Raw genomic sequence first — 14,666 nt, forward strand, 5'->3', positions numbered from 1 at the left:
GTTTTATTTGATAACCTTAAAAGTGACCTGGCTGGGGCTCGAACCCAGGACCCTCTCCTTAAAAGGGAGATGCTCTACCAACTGAGCTACCAGGTCTTTCTTGGTAATTATTCCTCCAAAGCCATTTGCAAAACGGCATTAGCGGGTGCAAATATACTATCATTAATTAATTTTTCAAGTTCAATTAAAGATTAATTTAAGTTTTCTTTGAATTCCTTAATAATTAGTACATTTTTACCAAAATATTTAAAATGAAGGTGGTCCTGATAGGATATATGGGTAGTGGGAAAACCACTGTGGGTAAGCTGCTCGCGGAGGAATTGAATTTAGAATTCGTAGATCTGGATGATTATATTGAAACAAGGTTGAGCGAGAAGATAGCTCACCTATTTGCAACTAAAGGGGAGCTGTTCTTTAGGAAAAAAGAGAGCGCATTGCTAAATGAAATCCTTGATGATGATCGTGATTTAGTGATAGCATTAGGTGGTGGAACACCTTGCTACGGTGTCAATATGGATACTATTCTTCAAAAAACAAACCTGGTTTTTTATCTTAGATTATCTATTGCTTCATTGATAGAAAGGCTCTATAAGGAGAAAGATCACAGACCTTTAATTGCGCATCTAAAGGAAGAAGATTTACCAGAGTTTATAGGGAAACATCTTTTCGAAAGGGGCGTTTATTATTCACGTGCCAATTACACGGTAATTGGGGACAACAAGGATTCAGAATTAGTAAAAGAAGAAATAACAGCTCTACTCCCCTAAATAAATCGCATCATTTTTTGCCTTAAATTCTACTTTAACATGTTCCTGCAAGGAAGTGGAAAGAGAAATGCCTTTAAAATCTGCTTTTACAGGATATTTTTTATGGTTTCTGTTTACCAGAACGGCAGTCTTCAATTGTTTTAATGGGGTTTTGAGAAAATGGTGTACCCCATAAATAAGGGTAGTTCCCGAATTTAAAACATCGTCAACAAGAACAACAGATTTGTTTTTATATTCACTTTCCGGAATAGACATTGTAACCCCGCTTTTAATGGGATCTTTTTTGTCCATCATCACCTTACACAATACAATTTCAGCTGTAGTTATGTCTTTCAGAACGGCTTGTAATTTTTTTGCGAAATTTAATCCTCCCCCTACAATACCCGCGATTATAATCTTTTTCTCAGATACATTTGTCTCATAAATCTGATAGGCAATCCTTCTGATCTTATGTTGAATCTGTACGTGCGAAAGTATTTTGTTTTGCATAATGGCGCCAAATTATTTTTCAAAGATAAAAAACAGTTCTTTATCTTTTCTTGGTGGAATAGAGTTGTTCGCCCGCTCCAATACTTTTATAGTAAATATAGTATGAAATAATTCTTCATATTCGTTTAGGCTACCTCCAAATGGAGGACCGTCAATGGTAAAGGGAAAGTCAAATAAAAGTCCGACTAGTCTGCCACCAGGTTTTAAAAGCTGAAACATTTTTTGTACATAATTTTTGCGAAGTTTTGGATTTAAAGCACAAAAAAAAGTTTGTTCTATGATCAAGTCGAATTCCTGCACCTCCAGATTAAAAAAATCTCCATATATTAATTGACTATCCGGAATCTCGGGAATTTCTGCCTTTATTTTGTCCAAGGGCTGCCTGGCAAGATCGATAACATGAACATTTCTAAAACCGGAATTGTAGAGATAAACTACTTCATAACCATTACCAGCTCCAGGAACCAATATCTTCAGCGATTTATTTTCAAGTTGATCGATATATTCTTTGAGGGGAGAAGACACGGTACCTATATCCCAACCCAAATTATTACTGGCATAGCGCCTTTCCCAATAGTCTTTATTCAGATTCATCCAGATATTCGTCTATATCCCGCCTTTCTTTTTTGGTAGGTCGGCCTTCGCCTTTTTGTCTATAATGATTTTTATTTAATTGCATTAGCTTGTGGTTTTCAAATACTTCCTTCGGAGTGGTATCCTTTCTATAAATGTCCACCAGTTTTGCACTTACCCGGCCGGAGGGTATATCCAGGACACTGAGTTCATAATTAATTTGATTTTTACGTAGGATAATTTCATCCAGATTATAGACTTCTCTTGAAGGTTTAACCGTTTTACCATTTATTCGTACATGCCCTTTTTTACAAGCTTCAGCAGCCATATTTCGGGTCTTATAATAGCGGGTACTCCATAAATACTTATCTATTCTCATTTGCAAATAAAAATCTTTGTTAACGACTCAAACAAAAATAGTGGAAAATTGTATCTTGCGGGCTTTAAAAGAAGACCTATGAAAGAAAAAGGAGTAATACTCTTTATTGCGGTATTGACGATTTTATCCTCTTGTAATAATGATGATGAGGTAAGTGTTGTATCTGCACCCCCAAGGTCCATGGCTGAGGTTGAGGCTGAAAATGATGCAACAATTAGAGAATACTTACAAACGCATTATTATAACTATGAAGAATTCGAGAATCCGGATCCGGATTTTAATTATAAGATAGTTTTGGATACTATTGCCGGTCTAACCGAAGATAAAATTCCTCTTATAGATCAGGTCTCTAGTATGACTATTTCAGTTTCCTCTGAATCATTTTTTTTGGATGAGGATGAAACTGTGGATCATACGCTGTATTATGTTGCGGCACGCCCCGGAACAGCTGGGAGTCCAACGGTAGCAGATTCAACCCTTGTTAAATTTGAAGGTCAATTACTTTCCGGTGAAATTTTTGACGGTAATAGTACCTATACCTGGCAATACTTGCCATTTTTCCTTAGGGGATACGCTGCCGGAATTTCGAATTTTAATGTAGGTGAAGAAATTATTTCTAATCCCGATGGTACGTCGGAAATTGTCGGTAGTGGTATTGGTTTGATGTTTCTTCCTTCCGGATTGGCATATTTTAATAACCCGCCATTAGGCAGTGGAATCGGCGCTTACGAGGAACTTGTTTTTCAGGTAAATACAGGTTTATATATTGAAAATACGGATTATGACAATGATGGGGTACCTTCCATGATTGAGGATTTGAACAGCAATGGAAATCTTTCTGATGACAATACCGATGAAAGTGAGGAACTGTCATCAGGATTAGGGTTTGTGCCTAATCATTTAGATGTTGATGACGATCAGGATGGGACACTTACCAGAGATGAAATTGTTATTGACAATCAAGGAAATATTTCATTTCCTGACGCTGATGGAGACGGGATCCCGGATTATCTTGATGCAGACAGTTAATTGGAAAAATTGTTTCATAAAAAAGCCCACAGATCTGTGGGCCTTTTTTATATATATGTTTAGAATCAGAATTTAAAAGATAAACTAAAAATAACCTGATCAGCTCTTGTATCTACCCTACTTTCGGGTAAAGAGGTAATATTTGTGTTAACAAAAGTGGCTATATTTTCACCAAAACCCGTTTCATACCTTATCTCCAGTCCAATTCTTCCCAAATTAACTCCTACTCCAGCATTCAATCCCACAGTAAAATCGTTTTCTATATTATCTATCGAGATATCGCTGAACTTTGAATTTAATATGTATTGAAAAGAAGGTCCAACAAAAATATTTAAAGGGCCAATTATCCTCCAACCTCCTAAAACAGGCACATCCAATTTGTCTATTTTAAGGTCACCATCGCTATATCCGGATTTTGTGTGGGTATAAACCACTTCAGGACGCAGATAAAATTTATCTCCCCATTTTCCAAATAATCCAACGTGATAACCGACATTTGCATCCGGATTTTGTAGCGCTTCCCCAACTGCTTCAAGATAGTCTCCGTTGGAACTATAGTTTAGTCCGGCTTTAATACCAAAACCTGATTTTTTTTGTGCAAATGTGGATAAACAACCTAATACCAGAAGGGCAATTAAGAATGATTTTTTCATTATGTTCTTGTTTTAGTGGCTTATACGGGACCTAATACTTTGCCAACAGTTTTACGCCTTTCTTTTTAACACCCCTAAAACGGCCTTTTCTATAGCTTTATTATCCAAACCGTATTTTTCCATTAACTGATCAGGGGTGCCACTTTCACCAAAGGTATCCTGTGTAGCTATAAACTCCTGAGGTACAGGATAATTGGTAGTTAAAGTCCTTGCCACACTTTCTCCAAGTCCACCCAGATAATTATGCTCTTCGGCAGTTATTACAGCACCAGTCTTTTGTGCTGATTTAATTACGGCTTCCTCATCCAATGGCTTAATAGTATGTATATTAATTACTTCAGCTGAAATACCCTTACTTTCCAGGTTTTCAGCAGCAATTAGAGATTGCCAGACCAAGTGTCCTGTGGCTATTATGGTAACATCCGTACCTTCATTTAGAAGTAGTGCTTTTCCTATCTCAAAATTCTGATCTGCAGGAGTAAAATTAGCTACGGCAGGCCTTCCAAATCTTAAATATACTGGCCCCTCATGTTCTGCAATGGCTATCGTGGCCGCTTTTGTCTGATTAAAATCACAGGGGTTAATGACCGTCATCCCGGGTAACATTTTCATTAAACCAATATCTTCCAGAATCTGGTGTGTTGCACCGTCTTCGCCAAGGGTTATTCCAGCATGAGAAGCACATATTTTTACGTTCTTACCGGAATAAGCTATAGACTGTCTTATCTGATCATATACTCTGCCCGTAGAAAAGTTCGCAAAAGTACCTGTGAAAGGGATATATCCCCCAATGGTAAGTCCGGCTGCAATACCCATCATATTTGCCTCTGCGATTCCCACCTGAAAAAAACGTTCAGGATTTTCATTAATGAATTCCTGAATTTTAAGAGAACCTACCAAATCAGCACAAAGAGCTACTACTTTTGGATTTGTACGACCGAGCACGGTCATACCGGCTCCGTAACCACTTCTTGTGTCCTTCTTTCCTTGATCTATATACTTTTTCATTAATTCGATTTTTCGTATTGAGGATTAATAGTCCCCGAGTGTTTCCGGATTCTGACTTAATGCAATTTCTAATTGTTCATCATTGGGTGCTTTACCATGCCATGCATGTGTATACATCATAAAATCAACTCCATGACCCATTACAGTATCCATGATTACACAAACCGGTTTACCTTTACCCGTTCTTTGCTTCGCTGCTTTAAGCCCCTGGATAATTTCCTCCAGATTATTCCCATTTTTAATTTCCATGGTATCCCATCCAAAAGCTTCAAATTTTTTCTTTAAGTCACCCATAGGTAATACATCAGTGGTGGCACCATCAATTTGTTGACCATTATGATCAATGGTGGCTATTAAGTTATCAACTTTATTTCCTGCAGCGTACATAATCGCTTCCCAGTTCTGGCCCTCTTGTAATTCACCATCTCCATGCAGACTATATACCAGGTGCTCATCATTATTTAATTTTTTTGCCAATGCTGCACCTATAGCAACAGACATACCTTGTCCTAAGGAGCCGGAAGCAATTCTTACCCCGGGTAGCCCTTCATGTGTGGCTGGATGACCTTGCAGGCGGGAATTCAATAATCTAAATGTTTGTAATTCTTCAATCGGGAAGTAACCACGCCTGGCCAGAACACTGTAAAAAAGTGGAGAAATATGGCCGTTGGATAAAAAGAACAGATCTTCATCACGTCCATTCATATCAAAACCTTCTTTTAAGTCCATGATTTCATTGTACAAGGCTACCATAAATTCTGTACATCCCAAAGAGCCTCCAGGGTGGCCGGAATTTACTTTATGCACCATACGTACAATGTCTCGGCGAACTTGTGAAACGAGGTCTTGTAATTCCTTTAATTCTGACATTTTATCTCTGTTTTTTCAGGGTCAAATGTAGTTGCAAACTTTTGCTTCCACAAGAGTAGTTATAATATTTTATTAACGTTGGAACCCTTTGTGGAACTTTATTTTTTTGTTAAGTATTTTATGCAAGTCAGTTGAGTATATTTGCCATTGAATTCTTGCTTTGAAGTTTAAATTAGAACATACAGATTCTGGAACACAGGCCCGTGCGGGAGAAATAATAACCGACCACGGTGTAATTAAGACTCCAATATTTATGCCAGTTGGAACGGCCGGGTCCGTAAAAGGTGTACATCAGAGAGAACTTAGAGATGAAATTGATCCCGATATTATTTTAGGAAATACCTACCATTTATTTTTGAGGCCAAAAATTTCGATTTTAGAACAGGCAGGCGGGCTTCATAAGTTTATGGGTTGGGATAGAAATATTCTTACAGATAGTGGGGGTTACCAGGTATACTCACTGTCTGCCAACAGGAAAATAAAGGAAGAAGGCGTAAAGTTCAAATCTCATATTGATGGCTCTTTACATATGTTTACTCCCGAAAATGTTATGGAAATCCAAAGGGTAATTGGTGCGGACATTATTATGGCCTTTGACGAGTGTACGCCATATCCATGTGAGTACAATTATGCAAAACAATCTATGAACATGACCCACAGATGGTTAGATCGTTGTATAAAGCATTTGGATAAGATACCCGATAAGTATGGCTATTCTCAGTCGTTCTTTCCAATTGTACAGGGATCTACTTTTAAGGACCTGCGTATTCAGTCTGCAGAGTACATAGCAAATGCCGGGGCAGAGGGCAATGCCATAGGTGGTCTTTCTGTTGGAGAACCGGCGGAGGAAATGTACGCTATGACCGAAGTAGTATGTAATATTTTGCCTAAAGATAAACCTCGATATCTTATGGGTGTGGGAACACCAATTAATATTTTAGAGAATATTGCGTTAGGAATAGATATGTTTGATTGTGTTATGCCCACCAGAAATGCAAGGAATGGTATGTTATTTACGGCACATGGGACTATTAATATCAAAAATAAAAAATGGGAGAATGATTTTTCCCTGATAGATGAGGAGGGTACTACCTTTGTTGATAAAGAATATACTAAGGCATATTTACGTCATTTATTTGCGGCGAATGAATATTTGGGGAAACAAATTGCCACTATTCACAACCTTGGTTTTTATATGCGATTAGTTAGGGAAGCCAGAAAGCACATTTTCGAAGGATCTTTTTCAAACTGGAAAGATCAGATGGTTCGGCAGATGGATAAGAGGTTATAAAAATGACAATTCTAGATAAATACATACTAAAACAATATCTGGTCACTTTTGGAACGATGTTGTTGCTGTTTGTGCCTATTGGCATCATGCTTAATCTTGCCGAACAGATAGGGAAGATGATCGACAATGAAGCTCCTCTGAATGAAATACTTATTTACTATCTCAACTTTACGATTTACATTGGTAGTTTGTTGTTTCCTATCTTTTTGTTCTTATCTATTATTTTCTTTACATCCAAATTGGCTAATAATACTGAAATAGTGGCCATTCTAAGTTCCGGAGTTTCATATAGCCGCTTTTTGAGACCCTACTGGATAGGGGCAAGTATTATTGCTATATTAATGTTTTTTATGGGAATGTTCATTGTGCCAAATGCGAGCAAGAGGTACAATGAGTTTAAGTTTGAATATTTAAAAAGAGGTAATAAAGACCGGGTAACCAGTAATATTTTTAACCAACTGAATGAGAATGATTTCATTTATGTCAGTAGTTTTGATCCGGCAAGAAGGATAGGTTATAATTTTACTTTTGAACACTTTAATGATCAAAATCAATTGGATTATAAGATATCTGCAAGTAATATTCGCTGGGTACCAAAAGACAGCTTGTATAGATTAACGTCATATACTAAGCGGAAGATAAGGGCAAATACTGAGATTATTGAGAAAAAAAGAAGATTGGATACTTTGTTTATATTTAATATTGAAGACTTAACCCCGGTTTCCTACGTAGCCGAGACCAAAAATTTATTTGAACTTGATGAATTTATCGAGGTTCAGAAGAAAAAAGGAGCATCAAATATAAATACCTATATATTGGTAAAATACAGACGGTGGGCACTACCTATCACCGCATTTATTCTTACTGTTATTGGGGTGGCAGTTTCTTCGGTGAAACGGCGCGGCGGGATGGGTGTAAACCTTGCTTTTGGGATTGGGGTTGCCTTTATTTATATATTTTTTGACAAAGTTTTTGGTACTCTGGCTGAGCAATCTGGATTTTCTCCTTTACTGGCCGTAATAATACCTAATCTGGTATTTGGGATTTTGGGATTTTATTTGCTTAAAAATGCCAAACGATAAGTTAAAAAACTACTGGCATCTTCACCTGATGTTGTTATTTGGGCCTTAGGGCAGCACTTAAGAAGATTATTTCAATAGATGCAATGCCTTTGGTTTGGTTTCGAATGCTAATCACATCTTATTTAGCGACTGGTTTTTCATTCTTATCCTGGCCTCAGTATGTACGGCTTGTGCTTTTATTGCCACAATAAAAGTTATGAGATTCATCAGTCCATATACCGATAAGCTAAATATAAATTTAAAACCAATTTATCGCATTTTCCCTGCACTTCTAAGCTTTGGGCAAAGCGAAATGATGCGTCCGCTTTATTATATTGAACCTCTATTATAGTTAGCACCATAATTGCTAATGGTATCCTAAAGAATAGGGGCAAATCACATAAGGAAAATGGAATAAGAAGTAAGCTTTCGTGATGAGTTTATTAATTTAATGTTTAAGACGGCATAAAATTTTATATTTGTTCAGACAATCAAACTAATGCTATCTTTATAAGTGGCAAAAACCTTTATTAATGGAATATTTGGAATTTGAACTTCCTATTAAGGAACTGGTAGAGCAATTGGAGAAATGCCAGATAATTGGCGAGGAGAGTGAAGTTGATGTAACTGAAACCTGCCGGCAAATTGAAAAAAAATTAGACGAAACACGGAAAGATATCTATAAAAATCTTACGGCGTGGCAGACGGTACAACTTTCAAGACATCCAAACAGGCCTTATACTTTGGATTATATCAAAGCCATTTGTGGGGATACCTTTTTAGAATTACATGGTGATAGGAACGTGAAAGATGACAAGGCCATGATAGGTGGTCTGGGCAAGATTGGCGACCAAAGTTATATGTTTATTGGCCAACAGAAGGGATATAATACTAAGACCAGACAGTACAGGAATTTCGGGATGGCCAATCCTGAAGGATATAGGAAAGCGCTCAGACTTATGAGATCTGCTGAAAAATTTGGAATACCTGTTGTTTGTTTAATAGACACTCCCGGAGCTTATCCCGGTATTGAAGCAGAACAACGAGGACAAGGGGAAGCTATAGCCAGGAATATACTTGAAATGACCCGCCTTAAAGTACCGATTATTGTAGTGATAATAGGAGAAGGTGCTTCCGGTGGCGCTCTGGGAATAGGAGTAGGCGACAGGGTTTTGATGCTCGAATATACCTGGTATTCTGTTATATCACCGGAATCCTGTTCTTCTATTTTATGGAGAAGTTGGGAGTACAAAGAAATAGCAGCTGACGCCTTAAAACTCACGGCAACAGACATGAAAAAATTAAAACTAATAGATGAGATTATTCGGGAACCATCTGGAGGTGCTCATAGCAATAGAGAAAAAACTTTTGAAATTGTAAAAAATAAAATTGCTAAAAATTATGAGGATCTCAAAAAGTTATCACCAAAAGAATTAGTTACCGCACGAATGAATAAATACGCAAATATGGGTGTATTTAACGGCTAATCAGCGTTTTTATCAGGATGAGGCAAATCCGGAGAATTCATTCTTCGGATTTTTTTCGTTATCAACACAATTTCGTAACTTATCAACATACTAAATGTTAATTAACTGTTGATATCCGAAAAGCTTAATTTAAAGTTAACTTAAGGTTAATTGCATACTTTTACACCCATGGAAAAACCCAGTCCAGTTATTGGTCATAAAATAGGTAAGTCGGCAATCATAAGCCTTGAGAAGGGTAAAATACCCCCTCAAGCTGTTGATTTAGAGGAGGTTGTGCTTGGCGCAATGATGATTGATAAGAAAGGCGTGGATGAGGTTATTGATATTTTACACCCTGATGCATTTTATAAAGATGCACATCGTTATATATACGAAGCTATCTTTAAATTGTTCGAAAGTTCAGAACCGGTGGATTTATTAACCGTTTCCAGCCAACTACGCAAGGATGAACGACTTGAGTCCATAGGTGGAGATTTTTATTTAATTAGATTAACTCAAAAAGTGGCTTCTTCAGCACATATTGAGTTCCATGCAAGGATTATTCTACAAAAATATATTCAGCGTAGTTTAATTAAAATTTCAAGCGAAATAATTGAGGATGCTTATACAGATTCTACCGATGTTTTTGACCTCTTGGATAACGCGGAAGCAAAATTATATGAAGTTACCCAGGGAAATTTAAAGCGTTCGGCTGAAACAGCTCAAAACCTCGTGATTCAGGCTAAAAAGAAAATTGAAGAAATATCAAATAAAGATGGATTAAGTGGAATTCCTTCTGGTTTTGATAAGGTAGACAGACTTACATCCGGATGGCAGCCAAGTGATTTGATAATTATAGCAGCACGACCAGGTATGGGTAAAACTGCGCTTACGCTATCCATGGCAAGAAATATGGCTGTCAATTCCAATATTCCTGTAGCCTTTTTCTCTTTGGAGATGTCTTCGGTTCAATTAATCACCAGGCTGATATCTTCAGAAACCGGTTTACCTTCTGAGAAACTCAGAACAGGTAGATTGGAAAAACATGAATGGGAACAATTGAATGTAAAGGTTAAGGCACTTGAAAAAGCTCCTTTGTTCATTGACGATACCCCATCGCTATCAATTTTTGATCTTAGGGCAAAAGCAAGAAGATTAGCATCACAACATAATATTAAACTAATAGTTCTTGATTATTTGCAACTAATGACTGCGGGTGGCAACCAAAAAGGTGGAAATAGGGAACAGGAAATTTCAACTATTTCAAGAAATTTAAAAGCACTGGCAAAAGAATTAAATGTTCCGGTAATTGCGTTGTCTCAATTGTCAAGGGCAGTGGAAACACGTGGAGGTAGTAAAAGGCCTATATTGTCAGATCTCCGTGAATCCGGGGCTATTGAGCAGGATGCGGATATCGTTTCCTTCATTTATCGCCCCGAATATTATAAAATTGATGAATGGGATGATGAAGAGCGAACACCTACTCAGGGACAGGCAGAGTTTATTGTAGCTAAACACAGGAATGGTGGTTTAGATAATATTAGGTTAAAGTTCATTGCACAACTGGGTAAATTTGATAACTTGGATGACTTTGATTCGCCATTTGAGTTTCAGTCAAAGATGAATATAGATGGGGATAATCCATTCATTACAAAAAACCTTCCTAACGCCGAAGAAGCATTTGGAAGTACTATGAATGAGGATTCCGATTTAGACCCGGATGACAATGATGTACCTTTTTAAAACCTGCTTACTCCAATTTAGAAAGCCTGCCACTACCGCCTTTCTAGTTCTATTTCTTTTATTGGCTTCATTTCAATCAAGTGCTTCTACAATTCTCATCCCCATGGATGCGGAAAGTCAGGAAAACCATTTAAAAGCCTACGGCATTACTTACTGGGTATTAACCAAACAACAAAAGGTACAATGGCTACTTAATTACAGGGGAGGTTCATTTTTATTACCCGATGGGGAAAATATCAGGAAAGAGTGCCAGATTCGGGGTGTTACCTATGAAATCTTGTCAGACGGACAGACGCAATCAATTCTGGATGGGATAAGCAGCCCGTCCAAAAATCAGGAAGCAGTGATTCTTGAGAAAGCACCAAAAATAGCGGTCTACTCACCCAAGAATAATCAGCCTTGGGATGATGCAGTAACCATGGCATTGACTTATGCGGAAATTCCTTATATCACTATTTATGACGAAGAAGTGCTTGATAATAAACTTGTTTTATATGATTGGCTTCATTTGCATCATGAAGACTTTACAGGACAATATGGTAAATTTTATGGAGCTTACAGGGCGGCTCCATGGTATATTGAGGGGAAGCAGGAGGCTGAGGCCTTAGCGGCAAAGCTCGGATTCAAGAAGGTATCAGAAGAAAAAAGAGAGGTTGTACTTAAAATAAGAAATTATGTAATAGGTGGCGGATTTATGTTCGCGATGTGCTCGGCAACAGATAGTTTCGATATTGCCCTCGCTGCAGATGGAGTTGATATTTGTGAGCCAATGTTTGATGGGGATCCGTCAGATGCTAATTATCAAAGCAAACTGGATTTAAAAAAGACCTTTGCCTTTACTAATTTTACATTGGAAAGAAACCCATTACGCTATGAATTTTCATCTATTGATATGACCAGTAAACGCAGCAATGTTGCAAAGGAAACTGACTATTTTAGCTTGATGGATTTTTCAGCAAAATGGGACCCTGTTCCAACTATGCTGTGCCAGAATCACACCTCTTTGGTTAAAGGTTTTATGGGGCAGACAACAGCTTTTGCCAGAGATGAAGTTAAGGCAACTGTACTGGTCTTAGGGGAAAATAAAATTAATGGTGAAGCCCGTTATATTCATGGTATAAAGGGTAAGGGGTTTTTTACTTTTTATGGAGGACATGATCCGGAAGACTACCAGCATAGGGTAGGGGATCCTAAAACTGAATTGGAACTTCATCCAAATTCACCCGGCTACCGACTTATTTTAAACAATGTTTTATTTCCGGCAGCACGTAAGAAAAAACAAAAGACCTAGCTTTTATCCTTTATTAATTTTTCCAGAATTTGCTCTACCCCAAACTCATCATTGCTCAAGGTCATGTAATTTGCAGCTTTTAATACATTTGGATGTGAATTAGCCATAGCAAAACTATATTTTGCCCGGGCAAGCATTTCCAGGTCGTTATTGTAGTCACCAAATACCAGAGTTTCTTCAGGACTAATGCCGTTTTGTTCCTGTATATTCTTTAAAGCAAAACCCTTATGTGCATTTATATGAGATAAATCTACCCAGTTTTCACCAGAGACTTTGACCATAAGTTTGCTTTTCAGGTGTTTTACAGCCGGATAGATATATTTTTCCGAGCCTCCATAGTGATATACAGCAATTTTTATTATTTCGTCATTAAACTTATGCAGATCGTCTAAAATCGCATATTCGGTATAATACTCTTTAAGAGTATTGATAAATTTTGGAGAGTTACCAAGTATATAGGCGTTATGTTTACTACATAATACAGGGAATGCCCCGTCAATCTGATCTAAAATTTCAAGAATGGTATTCTTTGAATCAGGATCCAAAGGAGTTGAAATCAGTTCCTGATCATTGTGTACAACCAAACCTCCATTCTCAGCGATGATAATTATTTCACTTTGTATTTGACTTAGTTTCTCAGCAATACTGTTATGTTGGCGGCCACTGGCCGCTACAAAAAGGACTTTCCTTTTTTTTAATTCCTCATATAATTCAAAAAAATGCTGACTAACTTCATGTCTGGAATTTAATAGCGTTCCATCCATATCTGTTACTACCATTTTAATTGCCGATAAATTCATATCACTGGTTGTAGAGCGCAAAGGTATTTTTTATGTTTAAATTACAAGTAAATTTCATGAAGTTTTACACTAACATATACTGAGATGAATATTTATCAAAAAGAAATACGATTAAAACCCTATAAGCGAGGTTTGCATTTAATTACGGAGACCATTAAAGATAGCTTTCCAGAATTACAAGGGATAAAGATGGGCATCCTGAATGTGTTCATAAAGCATACATCAGCTAGTTTAACTATTAATGAAAATGCTGACCCAACGGTGCGTTCAGATTTTGAGGCACATATGAATATCATGGTACCGGAGGATGCGCCATATTATGTCCATACCCATGAAGGTTCAGATGATATGCCTGCTCATATAAAAGCTTCTCTAATGGGGTCATCTATTCAAATCCCGATTAGCAGAGGACAGTTAAATCTGGGCATTTGGCAAGGGATATATTTATGCGAACACAGAAATAACGCTTCAGGTCGTAGTTTGATCCTAAGCTGTTTTGGCAATTAACTTTTAGTAAGTAGTATAAAAAAAGCCCTGACTGTTTAAGTCAGGGCTTTAGAGCGAGAATCCTTTTTACTATTTTACCTTATCCACAATGGCTTTAAATGCATCTGGGTGGTTCATTGCCAAATCTGCAAGGACTTTTCTATTAAGTTCTATTTTGTTGGCTTTTACTTTACCCATAAATTGCGAATAAGACATTCCATGTAATCTTGCACCAGCATTAATACGAGTGATCCATAGTGCACGGAAATTTCTTTTCTTATTTCTACGGTCTCTATAAGCGTATACCATTGCTTTTTCCACCGCATTTTTGGCTACTGTCCAGACGTTTTTACGTCTTCCAAAGTAACCTTTGGCTTGCTTCATCACCTTTTTTCTTCTGGCTCTGGAAGCGACTGAATTTACTGATCTTGGCATTTTTTTACATTTTTTTTTGTAGTAGGCGGTTTTAAGAATTATTCTAAAAACACTTTTATAAGCCCAACTCCACGGTTAATACTGATTACCTAAAGGATAATTTATTTTAAACCTAATTGTCCCTTAATATTGGCAACATCAGAGTCATGTACTAATGTCGCATGCGTTAGCTTAAGCTTACGCTTTTTAGATTTCTTTGTCAAAATATGACTCTTAAAAGCGTGCTTTCTTTTAATTTTACCAGTCCCCGTAAGCTTAAACCGCTTTTTGGCACTGGATTTTGTTTTCATCTTAGGCATTTTCTTCCTATTTATTTATTAATCTC

The 14,666-nt window shown here is 37.2% G+C and carries 17 protein-coding genes and 1 tRNA gene; 8 read left to right on the forward strand and 10 right to left on the reverse strand.

Features of this window, described 5'->3' with window-relative positions; genetic code table 11:
* Nucleotides 1-23: 23 nt before the first annotated feature.
* Nucleotides 24-96, reverse strand: a tRNA-Lys gene (locus tag Q0X66_RS06880).
* A 155-nt stretch (nucleotides 97-251) separates the two neighbouring features.
* Between Q0X66_RS06880 and Q0X66_RS06885 the strand changes: the two genes are divergently transcribed.
* The gene (locus tag Q0X66_RS06885) at nucleotides 252-767 is read left to right on the forward strand and encodes a shikimate kinase (protein ID WP_297704609.1); all 516 of its coding nucleotides are present in this window, start codon (nucleotides 252-254) and stop codon (nucleotides 765-767) included.
* Here Q0X66_RS06885 and Q0X66_RS06890 read toward each other — a convergent pair.
* Genes Q0X66_RS06890 through Q0X66_RS06900 form a run of 3 tightly spaced genes read right to left on the reverse strand, consistent with a single transcriptional unit; the run spans nucleotide 756 to nucleotide 2,208 of the window.
* Nucleotides 756-1,256: a phosphoribosyltransferase family protein gene (locus Q0X66_RS06890; protein WP_297704611.1), complete on the reverse strand. Its 501-nt coding sequence runs from the start codon at nucleotides 1,254-1,256 to the stop codon at nucleotides 756-758. The genes Q0X66_RS06885 and Q0X66_RS06890 overlap by 12 nt on opposite strands.
* A 12-nt stretch (nucleotides 1,257-1,268) precedes the next feature.
* Complete coding sequence (locus Q0X66_RS06895; protein ID WP_297704613.1) at nucleotides 1,269-1,850, reverse strand: methyltransferase domain-containing protein; 582 nt, start codon at nucleotides 1,848-1,850, stop codon at nucleotides 1,269-1,271.
* The gene (locus tag Q0X66_RS06900; protein WP_297704615.1) at nucleotides 1,837-2,208 is read right to left on the reverse strand and encodes a S4 domain-containing protein; all 372 of its coding nucleotides are present in this window, start codon (nucleotides 2,206-2,208) and stop codon (nucleotides 1,837-1,839) included. The genes Q0X66_RS06895 and Q0X66_RS06900 overlap by 14 nt, the downstream gene beginning before the upstream one ends.
* A gap of 78 nt (nucleotides 2,209-2,286) precedes the next feature.
* On the opposite strand from Q0X66_RS06900, the gene Q0X66_RS06905 reads away from it, so the two are divergent.
* Nucleotides 2,287-3,237 carry a hypothetical protein gene (locus Q0X66_RS06905; protein ID WP_297704617.1) on the forward strand — a complete coding sequence of 317 codons (951 nt, stop codon included), beginning with the start codon at nucleotides 2,287-2,289 and terminating at the stop codon, nucleotides 3,235-3,237.
* Between the two features lie 65 nt (nucleotides 3,238-3,302).
* Here Q0X66_RS06905 and Q0X66_RS06910 read toward each other — a convergent pair whose 3' ends face one another.
* Genes Q0X66_RS06910 through Q0X66_RS06920 form a run of 3 tightly spaced genes read right to left on the reverse strand, consistent with a single transcriptional unit; the run spans nucleotide 3,303 to nucleotide 5,768 of the window.
* Nucleotides 3,303-3,890, reverse strand: a complete 588-nt coding sequence (locus tag Q0X66_RS06910) for an outer membrane beta-barrel protein (RefSeq protein ID WP_297704619.1) — start codon at nucleotides 3,888-3,890, stop codon at nucleotides 3,303-3,305.
* Between the two features lie 51 nt (nucleotides 3,891-3,941).
* The gene (locus Q0X66_RS06915; protein WP_297704621.1) at nucleotides 3,942-4,898 is read right to left on the reverse strand and encodes a transketolase C-terminal domain-containing protein; all 957 of its coding nucleotides are present in this window, start codon (nucleotides 4,896-4,898) and stop codon (nucleotides 3,942-3,944) included.
* A gap of 24 nt (nucleotides 4,899-4,922) precedes the next feature.
* On the reverse strand, nucleotides 4,923-5,768 hold the full coding sequence (locus Q0X66_RS06920) for a transketolase (RefSeq protein WP_297704623.1): 846 nt from the start codon (nucleotides 5,766-5,768) through the stop codon (nucleotides 4,923-4,925).
* Nucleotides 5,769-5,928: 160 nt separating this feature from the next.
* On the opposite strand from Q0X66_RS06920, the gene tgt reads away from it, so the two are divergent.
* From tgt to Q0X66_RS06945, 5 genes are all read left to right on the forward strand, one after another.
* Nucleotides 5,929-7,059: a tRNA guanosine(34) transglycosylase Tgt gene (tgt, locus tag Q0X66_RS06925; protein ID WP_297704625.1), complete on the forward strand. Its 1,131-nt coding sequence runs from the start codon at nucleotides 5,929-5,931 to the stop codon at nucleotides 7,057-7,059.
* A gap of 2 nt (nucleotides 7,060-7,061) precedes the next feature.
* Nucleotides 7,062-8,141, forward strand: coding sequence for an LptF/LptG family permease (locus tag Q0X66_RS06930; RefSeq protein WP_297704627.1), 1,080 nt, complete (start codon nucleotides 7,062-7,064; stop codon nucleotides 8,139-8,141).
* Between the two features lie 512 nt (nucleotides 8,142-8,653).
* Complete coding sequence (locus Q0X66_RS06935; RefSeq protein ID WP_297704629.1) at nucleotides 8,654-9,607, forward strand: acetyl-CoA carboxylase carboxyltransferase subunit alpha; 954 nt, start codon at nucleotides 8,654-8,656, stop codon at nucleotides 9,605-9,607.
* Nucleotides 9,608-9,775: 168 nt separating this feature from the next.
* Nucleotides 9,776-11,329, forward strand: a complete 1,554-nt coding sequence (dnaB, locus tag Q0X66_RS06940; protein ID WP_297704631.1) for a replicative DNA helicase — start codon at nucleotides 9,776-9,778, stop codon at nucleotides 11,327-11,329.
* Nucleotides 11,316-12,620 (forward strand): asparagine synthetase B, encoded by a 1,305-nt coding sequence (locus tag Q0X66_RS06945; protein WP_297704703.1) that lies wholly within the window; start codon nucleotides 11,316-11,318, stop codon nucleotides 12,618-12,620. The genes dnaB and Q0X66_RS06945 overlap by 14 nt, the downstream gene beginning before the upstream one ends.
* Here Q0X66_RS06945 and Q0X66_RS06950 read toward each other — a convergent pair.
* Complete coding sequence (locus Q0X66_RS06950; protein WP_366938680.1) at nucleotides 12,617-13,441, reverse strand: HAD family hydrolase; 825 nt, start codon at nucleotides 13,439-13,441, stop codon at nucleotides 12,617-12,619. The two genes, Q0X66_RS06945 and Q0X66_RS06950, sit on opposite strands and share 4 nt — an antisense overlap.
* Before the next feature lie 63 nt (nucleotides 13,442-13,504).
* Here Q0X66_RS06950 and Q0X66_RS06955 point away from each other — a divergent pair, with 63 nt between their 5' ends.
* On the forward strand, nucleotides 13,505-13,927 hold the full coding sequence (locus Q0X66_RS06955; RefSeq protein WP_297704633.1) for a secondary thiamine-phosphate synthase enzyme YjbQ: 423 nt from the start codon (nucleotides 13,505-13,507) through the stop codon (nucleotides 13,925-13,927).
* A gap of 69 nt (nucleotides 13,928-13,996) precedes the next feature.
* On the opposite strand, the gene rplT is transcribed toward Q0X66_RS06955, so the two are convergent.
* The gene (gene rplT / locus Q0X66_RS06960) at nucleotides 13,997-14,341 is read right to left on the reverse strand and encodes a 50S ribosomal protein L20 (protein ID WP_297704636.1); all 345 of its coding nucleotides are present in this window, start codon (nucleotides 14,339-14,341) and stop codon (nucleotides 13,997-13,999) included.
* A gap of 101 nt (nucleotides 14,342-14,442) precedes the next feature.
* Nucleotides 14,443-14,640: a 50S ribosomal protein L35 gene (rpmI, locus tag Q0X66_RS06965; RefSeq protein ID WP_297704638.1), complete on the reverse strand. Its 198-nt coding sequence runs from the start codon at nucleotides 14,638-14,640 to the stop codon at nucleotides 14,443-14,445.
* Nucleotides 14,641-14,666 lie beyond the last annotated feature (26 nt).

It is taken from the genome of uncultured Eudoraea sp. (genome assembly GCF_947260015.1).
In the GTDB taxonomy this organism is placed as follows: domain Bacteria; phylum Bacteroidota; class Bacteroidia; order Flavobacteriales; family Flavobacteriaceae; genus Eudoraea.

Coding starts and splice junctions, on each gene's coding strand:
- Q0X66_RS06885 (WP_297704609.1), top strand. CDS start 252: ATGAAGGTGGTCCTGATAGGATATATGGGTAGTGGGAAAACCACTGTG.
- Q0X66_RS06890 (WP_297704611.1), bottom strand. CDS start 1,256: ATGCAAAACAAAATACTTTCGCACGTACAGATTCAACATAAGATCAGA.
- Q0X66_RS06895 (WP_297704613.1), bottom strand. CDS start 1,850: ATGAATCTGAATAAAGACTATTGGGAAAGGCGCTATGCCAGTAATAAT.
- Q0X66_RS06900 (WP_297704615.1), bottom strand. CDS start 2,208: ATGAGAATAGATAAGTATTTATGGAGTACCCGCTATTATAAGACCCGA.
- Q0X66_RS06905 (WP_297704617.1), top strand. CDS start 2,287: ATGAAAGAAAAAGGAGTAATACTCTTTATTGCGGTATTGACGATTTTA.
- Q0X66_RS06910 (WP_297704619.1), bottom strand. CDS start 3,890: ATGAAAAAATCATTCTTAATTGCCCTTCTGGTATTAGGTTGTTTATCC.
- Q0X66_RS06915 (WP_297704621.1), bottom strand. CDS start 4,898: ATGAAAAAGTATATAGATCAAGGAAAGAAGGACACAAGAAGTGGTTAC.
- Q0X66_RS06920 (WP_297704623.1), bottom strand. CDS start 5,768: ATGTCAGAATTAAAGGAATTACAAGACCTCGTTTCACAAGTTCGCCGA.
- Q0X66_RS06930 (WP_297704627.1), top strand. CDS start 7,062: ATGACAATTCTAGATAAATACATACTAAAACAATATCTGGTCACTTTT.
- Q0X66_RS06935 (WP_297704629.1), top strand. CDS start 8,654: ATGGAATATTTGGAATTTGAACTTCCTATTAAGGAACTGGTAGAGCAA.
- dnaB (WP_297704631.1), top strand. CDS start 9,776: ATGGAAAAACCCAGTCCAGTTATTGGTCATAAAATAGGTAAGTCGGCA.
- Q0X66_RS06945 (WP_297704703.1), top strand. CDS start 11,316: ATGTACCTTTTTAAAACCTGCTTACTCCAATTTAGAAAGCCTGCCACT.
- Q0X66_RS06955 (WP_297704633.1), top strand. CDS start 13,505: ATGAATATTTATCAAAAAGAAATACGATTAAAACCCTATAAGCGAGGT.
- rplT (WP_297704636.1), bottom strand. CDS start 14,341: ATGCCAAGATCAGTAAATTCAGTCGCTTCCAGAGCCAGAAGAAAAAAG.
- rpmI (WP_297704638.1), bottom strand. CDS start 14,640: ATGCCTAAGATGAAAACAAAATCCAGTGCCAAAAAGCGGTTTAAGCTT.